12 protein-coding genes are annotated in these 16,658 nt (G+C 63.9%); all 12 read left to right on the forward strand.

Translation table 11 applies throughout. The features are described 5' to 3' along the window. Positions 1 to 263 precede the first annotated feature (263 nt). The 12 genes from CFB40_RS18680 (at position 264) to CFB40_RS38080 (ending at position 16,653) form a co-directional block, all read left to right on the forward strand. On the forward strand, positions 264 to 851 hold the full coding sequence (locus CFB40_RS18680; RefSeq protein ID WP_089432014.1) for a tetratricopeptide repeat protein: 588 nt from the start codon (positions 264 to 266) through the stop codon (positions 849 to 851). A gap of 121 nt (positions 852 to 972) precedes the next feature. Then, a complete protein-coding gene (locus tag CFB40_RS18685; protein WP_089428523.1) occupies positions 973 to 1,800 on the forward strand; it encodes a hypothetical protein in 828 nt (275 codons plus the stop codon). A 122-nt stretch (positions 1,801 to 1,922) separates the two neighbouring features. Further along, on the forward strand, positions 1,923 to 2,951 hold the full coding sequence (locus tag CFB40_RS18690; RefSeq protein WP_089432015.1) for a hypothetical protein: 1,029 nt from the start codon (positions 1,923 to 1,925) through the stop codon (positions 2,949 to 2,951). Between the two features lie 338 nt (positions 2,952 to 3,289). Next, positions 3,290 to 6,349 carry an ATP-binding protein gene (locus CFB40_RS18695; RefSeq protein WP_179255290.1) on the forward strand — a complete coding sequence of 1,020 codons (3,060 nt, stop codon included), beginning with the start codon at positions 3,290 to 3,292 and terminating at the stop codon, positions 6,347 to 6,349. 118 nt (positions 6,350 to 6,467) lie between these two features. Beyond that, positions 6,468 to 6,653, forward strand: coding sequence for a hypothetical protein (locus CFB40_RS18700; protein WP_174975451.1), 186 nt, complete (start codon positions 6,468 to 6,470; stop codon positions 6,651 to 6,653). Positions 6,654 to 7,118: 465 nt separating this feature from the next. Beyond that, positions 7,119 to 7,793 carry a response regulator gene (locus CFB40_RS18705; RefSeq protein WP_089428519.1) on the forward strand — a complete coding sequence of 225 codons (675 nt, stop codon included), beginning with the start codon at positions 7,119 to 7,121 and terminating at the stop codon, positions 7,791 to 7,793. Positions 7,794 to 7,929: 136 nt separating this feature from the next. Beyond that, positions 7,930 to 10,944, forward strand: a complete 3,015-nt coding sequence (locus CFB40_RS18710; RefSeq protein ID WP_089432017.1) for a hybrid sensor histidine kinase/response regulator — start codon at positions 7,930 to 7,932, stop codon at positions 10,942 to 10,944. 480 nt (positions 10,945 to 11,424) lie between these two features. Continuing rightward, a complete protein-coding gene (locus CFB40_RS18715) occupies positions 11,425 to 11,973 on the forward strand; it encodes a CS1 type fimbrial major subunit (protein WP_089428517.1) in 549 nt (182 codons plus the stop codon). A gap of 249 nt (positions 11,974 to 12,222) precedes the next feature. Beyond that, positions 12,223 to 14,382, forward strand: a complete 2,160-nt coding sequence (locus CFB40_RS18720) for a TcfC E-set like domain-containing protein (RefSeq protein WP_089433240.1) — start codon at positions 12,223 to 12,225, stop codon at positions 14,380 to 14,382. A 4-nt stretch (positions 14,383 to 14,386) separates the two neighbouring features. Next, positions 14,387 to 15,073 (forward strand): pilus assembly protein, encoded by a 687-nt coding sequence (locus tag CFB40_RS18725; RefSeq protein ID WP_373452683.1) that lies wholly within the window; start codon positions 14,387 to 14,389, stop codon positions 15,071 to 15,073. Then, positions 15,073 to 15,546 (forward strand): hypothetical protein, encoded by a 474-nt coding sequence (locus tag CFB40_RS18730; RefSeq protein ID WP_089428516.1) that lies wholly within the window; start codon positions 15,073 to 15,075, stop codon positions 15,544 to 15,546. Before CFB40_RS18725 ends, CFB40_RS18730 begins: the two co-directional genes overlap by 1 nt. Before the next feature lie 378 nt (positions 15,547 to 15,924). Next, positions 15,925 to 16,653 carry a hypothetical protein gene (locus CFB40_RS38080; RefSeq protein ID WP_143329859.1) on the forward strand — a complete coding sequence of 243 codons (729 nt, stop codon included), beginning with the start codon at positions 15,925 to 15,927 and terminating at the stop codon, positions 16,651 to 16,653. The last annotated feature ends 5 nt before the right edge of the window (positions 16,654 to 16,658 follow it).

The following is a 16,658-nucleotide window of genomic DNA, read 5'->3' on the forward strand; positions in this document are numbered from 1 at the left end:
TTTCTTCATTATTATTGCTCACCACGTCACTATTGTTTGTCGCGTCATGTTTGGAGATCGATGCCGGCAACAGCCGGAACAACGAAAAGCGACAGCAATGAAGCAGTGACGGAACGATTCGAAGAGAGAACCTGAGAGAGCCTTGGAGTGCGTGTCGGCGTCGGCGGATCGTATCCGTTGCGCCGCACGCCACCGGGTGCGAGCTCACGGGGGTGGGATAGCTCGAAGAATTGCGGCGCCAATAAAACCTGAGGAAAGTAACAATGTACCGCCGTTTGATCGCACCGGGGCTGCTGTTGCTATTGGCCGCGTGCGCGCAGGATCCGTCCCTCACCAGCAACACGGTGCGGATCTGCGACGACACCGGCTGTTCCGACCGTCCTAAAGATCAGGTCTCCTATCAAAAGAGGGACGATTCGGAAGACCAGGAAAGCCCGCGCATCGCTGCGCTGAAGCAGACCGCGAAGACCCAGCCGAAGGCCGCCTACGACCTCGGCCTGCGTTATTTCCGTGGCGACGGCGTGCGCCAGGACAGCTACCAGGCACTCAAGTGGATGCGCGAGGCCGCGGAGCGTGGCGACCTGCAGGCGCAGAAGGCGCTCGGCAGTTTCTACCTGTTCGGCCTCGAGGAAATGGGCTCCGACGCGCGCGAAGCGGAGAAGTGGCTGTCGATCGCGGCCGGCCGCGGCGACAAGGAGTCGAAGAAGCTGCTCGATCTGGCGCGCAAGGCCAAGAAGGAAGACGAAGAAGACTGGAAATGGCGCACGGAATGGCGTGACCGCTATTACGGCTACTGGTACTCGGGCTATCCGTACTACGGCGTCTGGCAACAGACGTACTGGTACTACTGACCGGGCCTGAAGCAACGGGGGCAGTCGCGGGGAGACCACCATCGCGCGCCAGCCGGGGGGCTTATCGAAGTTCGCACGAACACATAAGCCGAACAACGACTCTAAATCGATCGACAACGACATGAAGACCAACCTTTCCCAACGTCTCACTCAAGGTGCGCTGGCGGCAGCGCTGTGCGCGTCCGTGGCAGGCTGCGGCGGCGTGGTGACACCCGGCGGCCAGAACGCCGGCGTGACGGGCGCGGCGGCCGGCGGCGCGAGCGCCGGCGCCGATTCGCAACTGCAGCGCTGCACGTCGCCGCTGGGCACGATCGCGGTCGACGACGGGCGCAACGCCGACTGGTGGGGCCCGTTCGGCAGCGCGACCAAGATGACGACGATCGACCCGCTGCTGCGCCTGGCCGTGCAACAGTCGAACTGCTTCGTGATCACGTCGATCGGCAACCAGAAGAGCGACGCGCGCCTGTCGCGCATCACGCAGCTGCAGCGCAACTCGGGCGAATACCGTGCGGGCTCGAAGCAGCAGAAGGGCCAGCGTGTCGCGGCCGACTATTACATGGAACCGCAGATCGTCATCAACGATTCGCCGATCGGCGGCATCGGCAGCATGATCGGCGGGCTGATCGGCAACAGCGCGGTCGCGGCGGTGGCCGGCCACCTGCAGACGAAGGCCTCGGTCGTCACGTTGACGCTGTTCGACGTGCGCTCGGCCGTGCAGATCGCGGCATCGGAAGGCAGCTCGACGGCGACCAACTACGGTGCGGCGCTGGGCGGCTTCGGCGGCGGCGTGGGCGGCGCGCTCGCCGGCTTCTCGTCGACGCCGGAAGGCAAGGCGACCGTTGTCGCGTTCATCGACGCATACAACAAGATGGTCGTTGCGCTGCGCAGCTACAAGGCGCAGGACGTCAAGGGCGGCCTCGGCCGCGGTGGCCAGCTGCAGGTCAACTGACGTCCCCGGGCCGGCGATGCACCGCCGGCCGATTCGTGATTCCTGATTCGTGACTGTCCGTGTGCGCGGCGTGATCCGCGCGTACCGGCTTCGTTCGTCCTTTTTGCATTGAGGTGATCCCGATGAAAGCCGTTGCCCTGATCGCATTGACCTGTCTGGCGCTGACCGCTTGCGGCGGCGACGATTCCTCGCCCGCGGCGTCGGGCGGATCGGGCTCGAGCAACAACGGCGGCACCGGTGGAACCGGCGGCACGGGTTCGGGCGGGACGGGAAGCGGGGGCAGCGGTGGTTCCGGCGGCTCGGGCGGCTCGGGCGGCGCCACGCTGACGTGGCGCTACGAGGCGCAGCCCGTCGCGGCCGACAAGGCGAGCTTCCTGACGCTGGTCAACAGCGAAGGCGCGAAGGGCTACCGCTATCTGGGCGACTACTTCTACAGCGCGAGCAACGGCGGGACGCAATCGATCTTCGTGAACGACGGCACCGCGCAAACCTACACGTACCAGTTGCAGAACGCCCCGGCCGACCTGACGTCCTTCGTCAACACGGCCAATGCGCAAGGGGCGGGCGGCTACCGCTACGAAGGGCCGCTCACGTACGGCGATCTCTATCGCAAGGACGGCGGCTCGTCGGCGACGTACACGTACACGACGACGGGCTTGCCGGCCGACGCGAATGCGTTCCTCACGCAGGCAAACGGCCAGGGCCAGTCGGGCTACTGGTTCCTGGGGCCGATCGCGGTGGCATCGGTGCAGGCGAACATCTACATGAAGAACGACGCGTCGAGCGCGACCTATACGTACGACGCGCTGGCGCCGGCGTCGACCGTCAGCGACTTCATCGCGCAGGCCAACAGCGAAGGGGCGAAGGGGTATCGCGCGAAGGGTGCGATGGCGTTCGGCGCGGCGATCTCATGGGTCTACGTGAAGGACCAGACGCAGTCGCCGACCTTCACGTACCAGTCGGCCGCGATCCAGTCGACCGGCGCGAGCTTCGTCCAGCAGGCGAACACGTTCGGCGGGCAGGGCAGTGCGTATCTGAGCGACATGGCGCTCGGCGCTACGCCGCCGCTCGCGATGGCATCGTTCTATTTCACGCCGAAGAACTGCACGGGCTTCCTGTGCACGACGCTGAATCCGCTCACGCAGAACTGAGCGAACGACGCGGCTGCGACAGCCGCCGGCCGGGCATTTTTTCGAAGCGGGGCGAGGGCCGGAGAATGGCACTGCCCTGCTTTTTTGCATCCGGCACGGACCCGGCGATCACGTACGTCGTTCCGACCCTCGCTGACCGAATCGGGATGGGGATTTAGTTCAAGTTCCAAATAGTAATTAATTTATATTGGACGTGTACTAAACCGTTCATTTCGGACTGATTTTAGGAAAACCGTTTGGCATGATCGTGGCATTCCAATTCCCTGGGCCACTTTCGTCCGCGATACCGGAGCCGGATGCAGACGCGTTCCGGTGCCCCGGCGTCGTCGCATTGCGACATGCCAAACAGTCCGCTCCAATCCATTCGCCGCTATCAGAACATCTCGGTGTTCGGCGGCGGGATCGTCGTCACGATCCTGATCCTGATCGCCTGCGCGCTCGGGATGGGTTCGATCGTGTACGGCTATCTCGATGGTGAGCGGCACAACTTCCTGACGGGCATGGTGCAGACGCTCAACGAGATCAAGGTGAGCGAGACGTCGTTCCGCAACGGCGTGACCAATGCACAGCTGATCTGGCGCGAAACAGGGCCGGTGCCCGACGAGGTGGTCGACGCGTTCTATGAAGCGGGCGAGCGCACCGCGATCAAGCCTTATCCATCTGTCGTGTTCGGCGTATCGGAGCAGCCTGCCGACCGAGCCGAGGTGGCCCGCTACCTGTCGCTGTCGGTGCTGCTGGCGCGCATCTGCGCGGCGAGTTCGATCAATCGCGGGCACACGCTCGTCGGCTATCACTACAGCACGCGCACGGGCCTGCTCGGGCTCGTGCCGGATTCGGGCGCCGGCGGTGGCGTGCTTGCGACGCCGGAAGGCCGCGCGCGCGTGATGGATGCGCTGCGGATCGATTTCGGCACAGGCCCGGCGCAGGCGGCCGGCACCACCGGCCGCCCGCACGTGCACTGGCTGCCGCCGTTCGTCGATCCGATATCGGGCGCCGCGCGCATCCGGCTCGCCGCGCAGGCGCAGGTCGACGGCGAGCCGTTCGCGGTGCTCGTCACCGAATATGCGCCCGAGCACCTGCTGTCGTGGCAGATCGAGCATCCGGTCGACGGCGTATTCTTCGTGACGACCGGCGACAACCGTCTCGTCGCGGCGAGCGCCGGCGTGGCCGGCGATGAAGCACGCACCGGCCGCCTGCTGGCGCTCGATCCGTCGCGCGATCGCACGAAGCCCGAGCAGGCTGCGTTCCGCGACGGCTTCGTGATTTTCCACGGCACCCTCGATGCAACGGGCTGGACGCTGGCGTATGCGTTGCCGTGGACGGACGTCGTCGCGAACGTCGCGTGGCGGGCGAGCCTGCTGCTCGGCGCGTCGCTGCTCACCATCGCGATCATGTGGATCCTGCTCGTGCGCTTCCATCGCCGGGTGTTCGCGTCCGTCTATGCGCGCTCGCAGCGCGTGTTCGACAGCGAAGCGCTGTGCCGCAGCGTGATCGAGACGGCGCCGATCGGCCTCGGCCTGATCTCGCGCGCCGATGGCCACTTCATGCTCGTCAGCCCCGCGCTGGCCGAGATGCTCGCGCGGCTCGGCAGCGACTATCGCGCGCTGTCCGCGCAGGCGGTGGCGCGCTACGACGCGTTCATCGAAGGCGGCGCGGCCGGCGGCACGATGCAGACCGATTTCGTGCTGGCCGATGCGGATGCCGGCGCGGCGCCGCTGCATCTCGAGGTGAGCGCCAGCGGCGCGCGCTACCAGGAGATCGACGTGCTGATCGTCGCGGTTGCCGACGTCACCGCTCGGCGGCAACTCGTTCGTCAACTCGAGGAAGCCGTGCGCGCGGCCGATTCGGCGAATGCGGCCAAGTCGTCGTTCCTGGCGGCGATCACGCACGAGATCCGCACGCCGCTCAACGTGATCCTCGGCAATCTCGAACTGCTCGATCGTTCCGCGCTGGATGCATCACAGCACGGCCGCGTGCAGACGCTGCGTACCGCTGCATCGGGGCTGCTCGGCCTCGTCAGCGACATCCTCGATTTCTCGAAAATCGAAGCGGGTGCGATGACCGTCGAAGCGATCGAATTCGACGTGATCGGCGTGATCGAGCGCACGCTCGGCGCGTTCGCGCCGGTCGCGAAGGCGAAGGGGCTGTCGCTGTTCTGCGAAATCGACGCGAGCGATGCGCAGCGAATGCGCGGCGACCCGACCCGGCTCGGGCAGGTGCTCGGCAACCTGCTGAGCAACGCGATCAAGTTCACCGCCAGCGGGCACGTGCTGGTGCGCGTGTCGATTGCGTCGGCCGGATGCGGCGACGCCGAGTTGTCGATCGCGGTCGAGGACACCGGCATCGGCATCGCGGGCGCCGATCGGCACAAGCTGTTCAAGGCGTTCTCGCAGGTCGATGCGTCGATCACGCGCCGCTATGGCGGCACCGGGCTGGGGCTTGCGCTGTGCGATCGCCTCGCGGTCGCGATGGGCGGACGGATCGACGTGGCGAGCGTACCGGGCACCGGCAGCCGCTTCACGTTGACGGTGCCGCTCGGGGAGGCGGTCGTGCCGCTCGACGCGCATTCCGCGCGCGGCGTGCGCGCGCCGGTGATCGTCGTCGGGCGCACGGAATGGCAGCGCTTCGCGTTGCCGCATCTGCGCGCATGGGGCTTCGACGTCCACGGTTACGAGCGCCCGGCACTGATCCCGGCTGACAGTCGTGCGCGGGCTGCCGCGATCGTCCTGTTCGGCGATTCGGACGCCTGGTCGCGCGTGGAGCTCGACGGCCTGGGCGGCGCGTGCCCGGTCGTGCTCGCCACGCCGGACGGCCCGCTGCGAGCCTATCGGGCGGGCAGGACGATACGCGTGTCGAGTTATGCGCTGAGTGGCTTCAAGGCCGCGCTCGGGCAAGCGATGACCGACACCGGCGGCCTTGCCGCGCAACGGCCGGCGGGCACGCACGTGGAAGCCGCTCGTCCGGGCGCATGGCGTGTGGTGCTCGCCGGCATCGATTCCGTCACCAGCACCCTGTTGCGGGAGCAGTTTGACGTGCTGGGCTGCGAGGTGCAGACGGCCGGGTCGGCCGAAGCGGCGCTCGACCTGCTGGCCACCGGAGCGTGGCACATGCTGCTGGTGGACGCCGGCCTGCCGGACATGTCGGTCTGCGCGCTGGCGAACGCCGTGCGCGATCTCGGCATGGGCGGTGACGTGGTGGTCGTGACGTCGCATGTCGCGCCCGCCGACCGGCGGCAGTATGCGGACGCGGGCATCGACTGCGTGCTGACGAAACCGGTGACGCTCGCGCACCTGCGCGGCGCGTTGGCAGGCATCGCTCGACGGCGCGGTGCGCCGGAGCGGGGAGTCGGGACACAAGAACAGGACGTTGCGCACTTCGCACACGGTGGCACGGCATGAACGCGTGTCGATTGTCGTGGGCGGGCCCGACGAGGTCCGAAGGATGGAAGGCAGCGCGTCGCACGGGCTACGGCGGCGTAGATCAATCAGGTGAGAAGAGGGGAAGACCGTGCGCTACATGGTGAAAGTCTTCGTGATGTTGCTCGATTTCGCCACGCTTCCCGAGAAATCCAGACGGGATTTTCTCGGCAGGATGAACGAATTCCTGATCATGTCGCCGATGCAGAAGCGGCGCGCGATCACCGAATGGAAGCAGACGATCGAGGAACGGGGCGAATCGGGCGAAGGTGTCCACCGACCCTAACGGCGATTCGGATGCCGGCAAGCGCTCGATGCGCGGCCGGCTCGCTGCTGCGCGAGTGGTTGCAATGGGACAGGGATCGGGACGGGACAGGGCGAGCCCGGCGCTGCGTTCCGGCCCGGGAAGCCACTGCATGCGTCGGCGCGTGTCTCGTACACATGCGTAGTGCCGGCCCGGAAGGGCATGCCGATCGGCAACAGCCTGCGCGCGCGCGGCTGTCGTGCCCGTGCAGGGCATGTCGCACGGCGACGCGATTTACCGTAAGCATCAGCCTGTCGGCCGATGCTTACGGTCTTGCCCACGTTTTATCTTAAAATCGAGTCGCGCTTGCATTCTCCGATGTGTCGAATGCGGCGGGTCGAATCGACGGCCCGTCGGTTGGATGGAACGGAACCGGAACGGTTGCCCGCCCGCATCCTGCGGCTGTCGGTGAGTGCGCGATCAAAAGCCTCGGGGAGAAATGGGACGATGGATGAATTCTTTGTGCGTGTGATGGTGGCGGACGACCACCCATCAGCCGCGATCGGGATGTCGCAGGCGCTTGCCGACAGCAGCACGATCCGGCTCGTCGGTTCCGTGTCCAATTCGACCGATCTCGTGGCGGCGCTCGACGAGAAACCGAGCGACGTGCTGGTGGTCGACTACGTCATGCCCGGCGGCAAGTTCGGCGACGGGCTCGTGCTGCTGTCGTTCCTGCAGCGTCGCTACCCGGCGCTGAAGCTCGTGACGATCACGATGATCGACAACCCCAGCGTGCTGCATGCGATCCGCAAGCAGGGCGTCGGTTGCATCCTGAGCAAGTCGGATGCGATTTCCCACCTCGTCGGCGCGGTGCACGCGGCATACGTCGGCGCCAATTACCTGTCGCCGCATATCAAGCAACTGCTGGAGTCGGCGGGCACGTCGGATACGAGCCGCCCGCTGACGATCCGCGAGATCGAGGTGGTGCGGCTGTTCGGCGCCGGCTATACGGTCGGCGAGATTGCCACGCAGCTCCATCGCAGCAAGCAGACGATCAGTTCGCAGAAAACGAGCGCGATGAAGAAGCTTGGCATCGCGCGCGACGCCGACCTGATCCGCTATGCGAGCGACGGCAATCTGGCCGACGTGGCGGCGCCCGATGGCCCGGCCGCCGGCGAATAGCCAGTACGCCGCGCATCGTCATGCCGGATGCATCGGAAGCCGCACCGCACGACGGCGGACAGTCCGGCCGGGCGGCAAGCCGGACGCCATGCGCACCGAATGTGACCTTTCCGTCCGGCGCCGCCGATAACGATCCATGCCCGCAAAACTGAAAAGACTCGCGTCGCACGCGGCCACGGCCGTGACCGGCAACAAGGCGTTCGATCCGCACCGGGTCCGGCGTCAGCAGCAGTTCCTGCTGTACGGCGGCGGCACGGCGGTCACGCTGTTCATGCTCGTCTGTGCGGCGCTTGTCGTGCGGCTCGACGTGCAGGACTATTACTCGCGCGCGCGTTCGACGTTTCTGCAGCGCGAAACCGTGTTTTACGCGACGCAGCGGACCACGGACCGGTTGCTACTGGACCTCGGGAACCGGGTGGAACAGGTCTGGAACCGGGACGTGCAACCGTCGCCGGACGCGTTCCACTCATTTTCAGCGGAGCAGGGCCGGCTGCCCGTGCGGACCGGGGGCGGAGGGCAGCCGATCTTTTTGCTGGCCGGGATCGGGGCGGGCCATTCCGCCGAATCTTATACGCGGTATCTCGGCACCGTGCTCGGGCTGGTCGGTTCGTATACGCGATATCGGCCTCAGCCGGCCGGTGCCGAACCCTTCGGCGGCTATCTGATCGGACTCGACGCACCGTTCCTCGCCGTGATGGGCGAAGGGCTCGTTGCGCGCACGCGTGCGCTTCCACCCGATACGGACGTGACGGCGCTGATTGCCGGGCTGATGCCCACCGGTGCGGCGAAGCAGAAGCCCGACATGGAGAACGTCACGTTCATGCTCGATCGCCGCTTCGATCCGATCGCCGGGCGCACGCTCGTGCGGTTCGCCCGGCGGCTCGACGATGAAGCCGGGCGGCCATTCGGCTGGCTCGTGTTCGCCGGCACGTTCAACCTCAGCGACGTCATGTCGCCGGACTCGGACGACGAGGATGTCGCTGTCGTCGATGCGAGCCGGAATATCGTGTTCGGGCGGTTGCGCGATCCGGCGATGATCGGGCACGCGCTGGCCGGCGCACGCGATCCGTTCGGCAAGCACGTGACCGTGCGCCGGGTCGGCACGCGGTTCGTCGTCAGCGACCGCCTGCCCGATTCGAGTCTCGTCTTGATGACGACTTTCTCGTGGCGCAGCGTGGCGAAAGCGACGTGGGTCGGCGTGAGCGTGACGCTCGGCACGGCGCTGTTCGGCATTGCGCTGCTCTGGTTCACGATCGTCCTGTTCGACCGTCGCGCCCTGCTTCCGGCGAACCGGCGCGCGATCCGCCTGATCGAAAGCGAGGCGTTCAACCGGACGTTGATTCGCCATGCGCCGGCCGGGCTGCTGCTGCTGTCGGTGGCCGACGGCGATACGGTGGTGTGCAACGAAGCCGTGCTTGCCTACGACAGCGACGCAACGGGGCTGCCGCTCGGCAAGCGCATCTGGCAGGCTTATCGGGAGCGCGACGACGGCACAGGCGACCGGCGCCGCATCGTGCAGCACGAGTTCGCCGTCGAGCGGGCGGGACGCGAGACGGTCTATCTTGCCGTTCACGTCGTCAGGACCAAGTTCCGCGGCGTCGATGTGTTGCTTTGCACGCTGACCGACGTCACGGCCCGCAAGCTGACGGAAGACAAGTTGAGGGAAGCGCGCATCGCGGCGGACGATGCGAACAAGGCGAAATCGACGTTCCTCGCGACGATGAGCCACGAAATCCGCACGCCGCTCAATGCGATCGTCGGCAACCTGGAGCTCATGGAGCGAGTTCAACTGCCTGAGGTCGAGCGGCGCCGCCTGAAGACGATCGTGTCGTCGTCGGATGCGCTGCTGCGCGTGATCAACGACGTGCTCGACCTGTCGAAGGCGGAATCGAACCAGATGACGCTGGAGCAGATCCCGTTCGATCCGCGGCGCGTGCTGACGGAGGTCGCGGCGATCTTCCGGCCGCTCGCGGAAGCGAAGGGGCTGGCGCTCGAATGCGGTGTCGCGGCCGACCTGGCCGACGGCTACATCGGCGATCCGACGCGCTTGCGCCAGCTCGTGTCGAACCTCGTGGGCAATGCGATCAAGTTCACCGAGCACGGCGGCATCGCGATCGACGCGCGACTCGCGCGCGGCGACGCCGGCGTGCGCGACGTCGAAATCGCCGTGCGCGATACGGGCGTCGGCATTCCCGACGACGCGTTGCCGACACTGTTCGACGTCTACATGCAGGCCGATGCGTCGATCTATCGCCGATTCGGCGGCACCGGGCTGGGGTTGCCGCTGTGTCGCCGTATTGCGCGATTGATGCACGGCGAACTGACGGTTGAGAGCCGGGTGGGCGAGGGTTCGACGTTCACGGCAACACTGCCGTTGCCCGAGGCACCGGCCGGCTGGCGGAGCATCGAGCCCGAACCGGATGCGGCGCACGATGCGCGCACGCCGGACCAGCGCGATGACGTGGAACCGCTGCGCGTGCTGGTGGCCGAGGATCACCCGGCCAGCCGCGCGCTGTTGCGGGATCAGCTCGACGCGCTCGGCCACGACGCGACGATCGTCGAGAACGGGATGGAAGCGATGCGCGCGTATTTCGTGCATCCGTTCGATATCGTGCTGACCGATCTGAGCATGCCGCAGCTCGACGGTTTTGCGCTGGCGAATTTCCTGCGCGAGCAGGGCGCGAAGGTCCCGGTGATCGCGATGACCGCGCATGCGACCGATGAAGACCGGCGCCGCTGCGTGCAGGTGGGCGCGGCGGAGGTGGTGCTCAAGCCGTTGTCGATCGATGTGCTCGACGCGGTGCTGCGTCGGCATGACGGGCGGCACGGCGAGACGGCGGCGCACGCGCAGGCCGATACGCGTGTGCAGGCGCCGGTCGTCACCGGCGAAATTCGCCGCACCCTGCGCGAAGCCACGCTGCGCTCGCTGGGCACGATCGAGGCGGCGCTGTCGAACGGCGACGCGCATGCGCTTGCAGTGGAACTGCATTCGATGCGCGGCGGTTTCGCACTGGCCGGCGACAGTGTCGCGCGCGACGCGTGTGCACAGATGGAAACGACCGTGAATACGGGCGGCGCGGCGGCGTTCGAATCGCACTGGGACGCGTTCAGGGGCGAGATCGAACATGCACTGGAGCGGATCGGCCATTGAATTGCCGCGGCGATCGTCAAGGATCGCCCACCTGTCGGACAGCACGCCATGATGCCGTTCGACGCGCGGATTGAAATGACCCGCAGCAAAATCGGATAGCGGCGACTTCATTAAAAGAAAACAAGCGCGCCGCACGGGGATGGGTCGCGATCGCGTGGCCCCGCAGCGCATTGACGGATGCGCCTGTCCGATGAGCGGACAGGTCATCGTGATGGTGTTCCGCCGCCCGCCGTGGCACGACCGGTACGAACAAATCTTTAAAACGGCCTGACAATCAACGAATTAACGCGACAAATATTTTAATTTCATACTTGTACTAGGTATTTTGAAGTCGTTGTGAAAGGTTGTCCTATCGCCCACTTGCAGCTGCTCATCGAAAATTACGTCAGTGGAATTGATCTTCCACACGTTTGAATACTGATTGATTAATTAGTCGGTATTCGATCTCCGTAAATCAATCTTTTAAATTGAGATCCATCGATGAAACTCAGCAAACTCGTTCTGGCAATGGGCGTCACCACGGCACTGTTCGGCATGGCGCACACGGCTCAAGCCGAATCGGTGTCGAAGAAGATCACGCTGACCGCGCAGATCAACGACGGCATCTTCGTGTCGAAGCCGGACGGCTCGACGTGGTACAGCACGGAAGAGCTGCAGCCCACCGACTACACGCAAACGAAGTTCTCGAAGTCGCTGCCGATCCGCGTGTTCACGAAGAACTCCGACTTCAACATTTCGCTCGCACAGCCGCTGAAGCTGTCGAATGGCAACTACGAAATGACGAGCCCGGTGATCACGCTCGGCAGTGCCGCGGGTGAAAAGGAAGTCAAGTTCGGCGCGGTCCAGCCGATCAAGCAAACGGTCGCGGGCAACGGTGGCTTCGACGAAATCCACAACGTGAACATCAAGGTCGACGCACCGAAGATGGTCGGTTCGAACAGCACCAACGGCAGCTACAGCGGCGATCTCGTGATGGTGTTCGAGCCGGTCGCGGCAGCCGGCGGTGGTGATACGCCGGCCACGAAGTAACTCTCAGTAGTTCCCTCGCGAAGCCCCGCCTCGGGGGCTTCGCTCCCGCGCCTTGTTTCTGCGCCCAGGTGGCATTTCCACTCTGGATTCCGATTTCGTTCCTGTTGCCAAGAGAATAGCGTGTTGACCTATCGAGCTCCGTTTCCGTTCAATAGGCTGTGGCTCGGTGCATTCGTGCTCATCTCGTCGCAGTCGTTTGCCGAAGTCAAGGTGTCGTATGGCGTGCCTGAGGGGTTCAGCGCCGCTGAAATGGACGATAGCGCGAATTATGTCGCGACGTTCAACGGCAAGACGTTGCCGGGTTTCGTGCGTTATTCGGCGACGGAAGCAGCGCTCGATTTCGACGCGGCAAAGTACGCGGCAAACGGCGTTTCGCCGGATGATGTCGATATTATTCGCAACGTCATTTCCAAGGTTGACTACAAGCGGTGCAGCAAGGGCTGCGATATCGAGGTTGAGGGTTATTACGTCACGATCGACAAGCTCAAGCGCTCGATATCGATTCGCGATACGCGCGAGGATTACTTCGCACCACAAACGAGCTTCGGCCTGGTCAACAACCAGTCGGTCGACTTCCGCGCGTCGTCCGACGGTTATCGCGCCGCCAACCTGAATGGCGCGACCTGGGTCGGCCTGCCGTCGCGCAGCTTCGGCTACGTCAGCTGGTACGCGAACCGCACGGAAACGCGCGGCTCGAGCTACGGCTCGCAGGGCGTCTCGTCGTATTACCTGCAAAAGAACTTCGCGCGAACCTACGTGCGGGCTGGTAAGCAGAACAGCATCGACTACGCGTCCGGTTCGGTCAGCACGCTGCTGTCACCGAGTTTCGACCAGTTCGTGACATTCGGCAGCCAGAGCAACCTGCAGGTCGATCGCAGCGCGGGTTCGCTGGTGCTGTATGCGACGGCGGAAGGCAACTACGAGTTTTACCGGAACGGCCGCCTGATCATGAAGCGCCCGGCCGTGCTCGGCCGCAACGAGATCAGCTTCGCGGATCTGCCCGGCGGCTATTACCCGGTGCAGGTGCGCCTGGTCGACCGCAACGGCAACGTGATCACGCAGGAAATCCGCGAGATCAACAACGTCAACTTCGGCGCCGCCAGCGGCAATGCGTGGCATTTCACAGTCGGCAAGGAGATGAGCGAGCGCGGCGGCTTCCTGATGGAAGCCGCGATGAGCCGGAACTTCCGCCAGTTCTACATGAACGCGTCGACGCTCGTCGGCCGCGGTGGCGACTGGGCGGCGGAAGTGAACGTCACGCGCCCGACGCAGATTGGCGACGTCGACATCACCCCCACGCTCGGCGTGCTGGCGGGCGATCGCAAGGCGGGCGGCTACGTCAGCATGGCCGCATCGAGCGAAGCCCTCGGCAGCCTTTCGGCCAGTCATTATCTGAACAACGAGGTGTCGCGGTTCTATGCAGGCACGTCGAGCACCAGCGTGTCGTACAGCCGCACGCTGCGCAAGGCGACCGTCGGCTACAACTACCAGCAGTCGGGTTTCGGTGCGACGCACCAGGCGGAAGTGCGCTGGAACTATCGGCCGAACGGTTTGTGGGCAACGTTCGCGCTCGGCGTGCAGAAGGGCAGCTTCAGCCGCACGAGCGACGGATATGGCGTGTATTTCAACATGACCATGCAGCTCGATAAGGTTCAGGCGAGCTTCAGCGCCGCGCGCTCCGGCGGCCAGACGCAATTGAGCGGCGACTACCGGAAGGATTTCCAGGACGGATTCGGTACGACGACGCTCGGGGTCACGGGCAACCGCATCAATTCCGATTACGGCGTGAACGTATATGGCTCGCGTTCGGGCACACGCGGCGAGGCGTCGCTGAACGTCGGCTACAACGGCGATGCCTCCAACGTCGATTTCAACTATCGCGGCATGGTCGCGGCCAGCCGCGATGGCGTCGCATTCGGTCGCTACAGCAATGGCGGCAGCGCGATGTTGCTGCGCACGCCGAAGCTCGACGGAATGAACTACGGCTTCAACGTGGAAGGCAATCCGGTGGGCGGCGGCAGCACCTATGCGGTGCCGTTGAATACGTATTCCGACGTTGCATTCGCGCGCGTGTACAGCAACAACGACAAGCTCGACATGAATATCGAAGTGCCCGCCAACATCGTCCGCGCGCATCCGGGCCAGGTGTATGCGGCCAATGCGAAGGTCGACATCAACATGATCTACAGCGGCTTCCTGAAGGATGCCGATGGCAAGCCTGTCAGCGGCAAGATCGTCGAGACGGGGGACGTCGCGCATCGCAACGGCCTGTTCTCGATCGTCAGCAAGACGCTGCTGTCGCAGATCACGGTCGACCAGGGCGGGCATCGGTACACCTGCAGCCTCAAGGATGCAAGTGGCAGCGATTTCCGCTGCACATTGCCCGGGCTCAATGAATCAAAGGAGTAAGCATATGAAATTCAACGTGAAGCATTGGATGTTCGCTTGCGTTGCGCTGGCTTGCGCGACCGTGCAGCCCGCGCAGGCGGAAGGCGAACTGATGGTGATGCCGGCCGCGACCCGCGTGTACGCCACGCACGATCAGAAAGTGACCGTGCGGAACATGGGCGACGCACCGCTCTACCTGTCGATCACGCTGCAGAAGATCATGAATCCGGGCGTGACGCTCGAGAAGAAAGTCGACCTCGGGCAACTGGACAATCCGGGCGTGCTCGCCAGCCCGGACAAGCTCACGCTCGGGCCGGGCCAGAGCCGGCAGATCGAGTTGAAGTCGTTGATGGAACCCGCGCAGGAAGAGCTCTACCGGCTGTACGTGGTGCCGATCAGGTCGCTGAAGGTGGACGACGCGCCGAAAGACAAGATTACCGCGCCGATGTCGGTGGCAATCGGCTATGGCGTGCTGGTCCGGCATTTGCCACCGCCCGGCAAGTTGAAGGTGGCATGGACCCATCGCTGCGAGGAGGGCGGCATGACGCTGGAAAGCACCGGCAATGTGCGCACGTTGTTCTCGGACGTGTCGTATGACGGTGTGAAGCAGCCGCAGACGATCGCGGTATTCCCGGGCACGCCGCAGCATTTCGCGACCAAGCGCATGACGCTCAGTGTCGACGGTACACCCAACACGCTGCACTGTCCGTGATGAAGCGCACGCTGTGCTGGGCGCTGGGTGCGTTGGCGCTGCTTTGCTGCAGCGGCAGTTTTGCCGCGGGCATCCTGAAGTTGTCTCGCACCGAGCTCACGTTGTCGCCCGACAAACCCGCGAGCGAACTGTGGGTGGAAAACGTCGGCGATACGCCGTTGTATCTCGACATCTCGCAGCAGCGCGTCTCGAATCCGGGGTACATGCCGGAGCAGCTCGTACCGGTCGAAGAGGTGTCGCAGCCGACGTTGCTGGTCTTGCCCAATCGGCTAGTGCTGTCGCCGGGGCAGAAATACCGGATGGCGTTGAAAGCGCTTTCCACACCGGATGAGCCTCAAGTGTGGCGAGTGACATTCCGGCCCCGCGAGCACGTTGTCGTTGACGCTGGTCGCGACGGCGACACAACGGCGCCGCTGTTCGTCAGTATCGGCTACGGCGTGGTGATCTATCAGCTTAAAAACATGGGCAAGTAAGGGGCATCAGAGTAGTTGACGGGTAGTTGGCGGCGGGGGCGGCGCGAATACCTCCTGGCTTTCAGCGCGAACGGCCGAAATGATTTGATAATGGGTGGAAAAATGACATCTAAAGGACGAGTATTCAAGTGGATCGAAACGGCTTTCCTTATTTCGATCCTCTCGGTATTTGCCGATAGTGCGTTTGCATGGAGTACTGCGATACCGGGTTCGGTGATCGATAGATACGGATCTTGTTCTTGGAGCGAGAACGGCGATGGGACCAGTACGCTAAGAGTAAGAATCGATTTTAAACCGGGGTGGGATGTACCCCCCAGGGGGATCTTCCAGAGTCGTGGGATCTTGCTTTATACATACGACAAGTATGGAAATATGAACTTGTCTTCTACTCCGGCAAATTCGGTCACAATGAATGGTGTGCACAATAAGGCGATTTGGCAGGGCGGGTACGGATACTTGATGTACACCGGAGGGTTGGCTTCGAATCAGACGCCGGAATGGAATAAGAGAGGGGCTTTTGTCGCTGATGTGGAAGTTGTGATCAACAACAGTGTCGTCTCGGATTGGCCCGCGTTATCTATTCGAGCGGGTAATTACACGGACGATACGCATGTCGTGGAAGCCACGGGAGGGGCATATCTGGGGCGCTTCGGAACTGCTAGTAACTGCACGGTGGTTGATCCAGAGACGCCGCCATCCCCCCCGATCGTGCTCAAGATGAACGCACCTGATTGGAACCTTGGCGAGTTGCCGGAAGGTGATTCGGAAAAGATGCTGTCCGGCGCGGATCAGCTTTGTTTTACGTATGATGGTCCTGTTGTCAGTGGCAAGAAATTCGTGATCGATGCGACCAGCGTTAATGGTGTTGTCGGGAATCGCTACAGGTTAAGGAATGTGAGCGACGCAACACAATTCATCCCGTATGACGTGACATTGAACAGCGGTTCGTCGACCACTCATCTACCGAATACGAATAACACGGCGTTGTCTCTCAACAGTTCGGGAAAGACTTGTTTCGCTCCGACGTTCAAGACGACGGTGGGGCGCGAACTGAAAGAGGGCGACTACAACGACGTTCTTGTTTTTACGGTTGTGACGAAAGCGTAGGAGCG

The organism is Burkholderia sp. AU31652, from assembly GCF_002223155.1.
Lineage (GTDB): Bacteria > Pseudomonadota > Gammaproteobacteria > Burkholderiales > Burkholderiaceae > Burkholderia.

Bases quoted from the DNA above. Each gene is read 5' to 3' on its own strand.
- CFB40_RS18705 (WP_089428519.1), top strand. From the start codon at position 7,119: ATGGATGAATTCTTTGTGCGTGTGATGGTGGCGGACGACCACCCATCA.
- CFB40_RS18680 (WP_089432014.1), top strand. From the start codon at position 264: ATGTACCGCCGTTTGATCGCACCGGGGCTGCTGTTGCTATTGGCCGCG.
- CFB40_RS18685 (WP_089428523.1), top strand. From the start codon at position 973: ATGAAGACCAACCTTTCCCAACGTCTCACTCAAGGTGCGCTGGCGGCA.
- CFB40_RS18715 (WP_089428517.1), top strand. From the start codon at position 11,425: ATGAAACTCAGCAAACTCGTTCTGGCAATGGGCGTCACCACGGCACTG.
- CFB40_RS18690 (WP_089432015.1), top strand. From the start codon at position 1,923: ATGAAAGCCGTTGCCCTGATCGCATTGACCTGTCTGGCGCTGACCGCT.
- CFB40_RS18720 (WP_089433240.1), top strand. From the start codon at position 12,223: ATGGACGATAGCGCGAATTATGTCGCGACGTTCAACGGCAAGACGTTG.
- CFB40_RS18730 (WP_089428516.1), top strand. From the start codon at position 15,073: ATGAAGCGCACGCTGTGCTGGGCGCTGGGTGCGTTGGCGCTGCTTTGC.
- CFB40_RS18725 (WP_373452683.1), top strand. From the start codon at position 14,387: ATGAAATTCAACGTGAAGCATTGGATGTTCGCTTGCGTTGCGCTGGCT.
- CFB40_RS18695 (WP_179255290.1), top strand. From the start codon at position 3,290: ATGCCAAACAGTCCGCTCCAATCCATTCGCCGCTATCAGAACATCTCG.
- CFB40_RS18710 (WP_089432017.1), top strand. From the start codon at position 7,930: ATGCCCGCAAAACTGAAAAGACTCGCGTCGCACGCGGCCACGGCCGTG.
- CFB40_RS18700 (WP_174975451.1), top strand. From the start codon at position 6,468: ATGGTGAAAGTCTTCGTGATGTTGCTCGATTTCGCCACGCTTCCCGAG.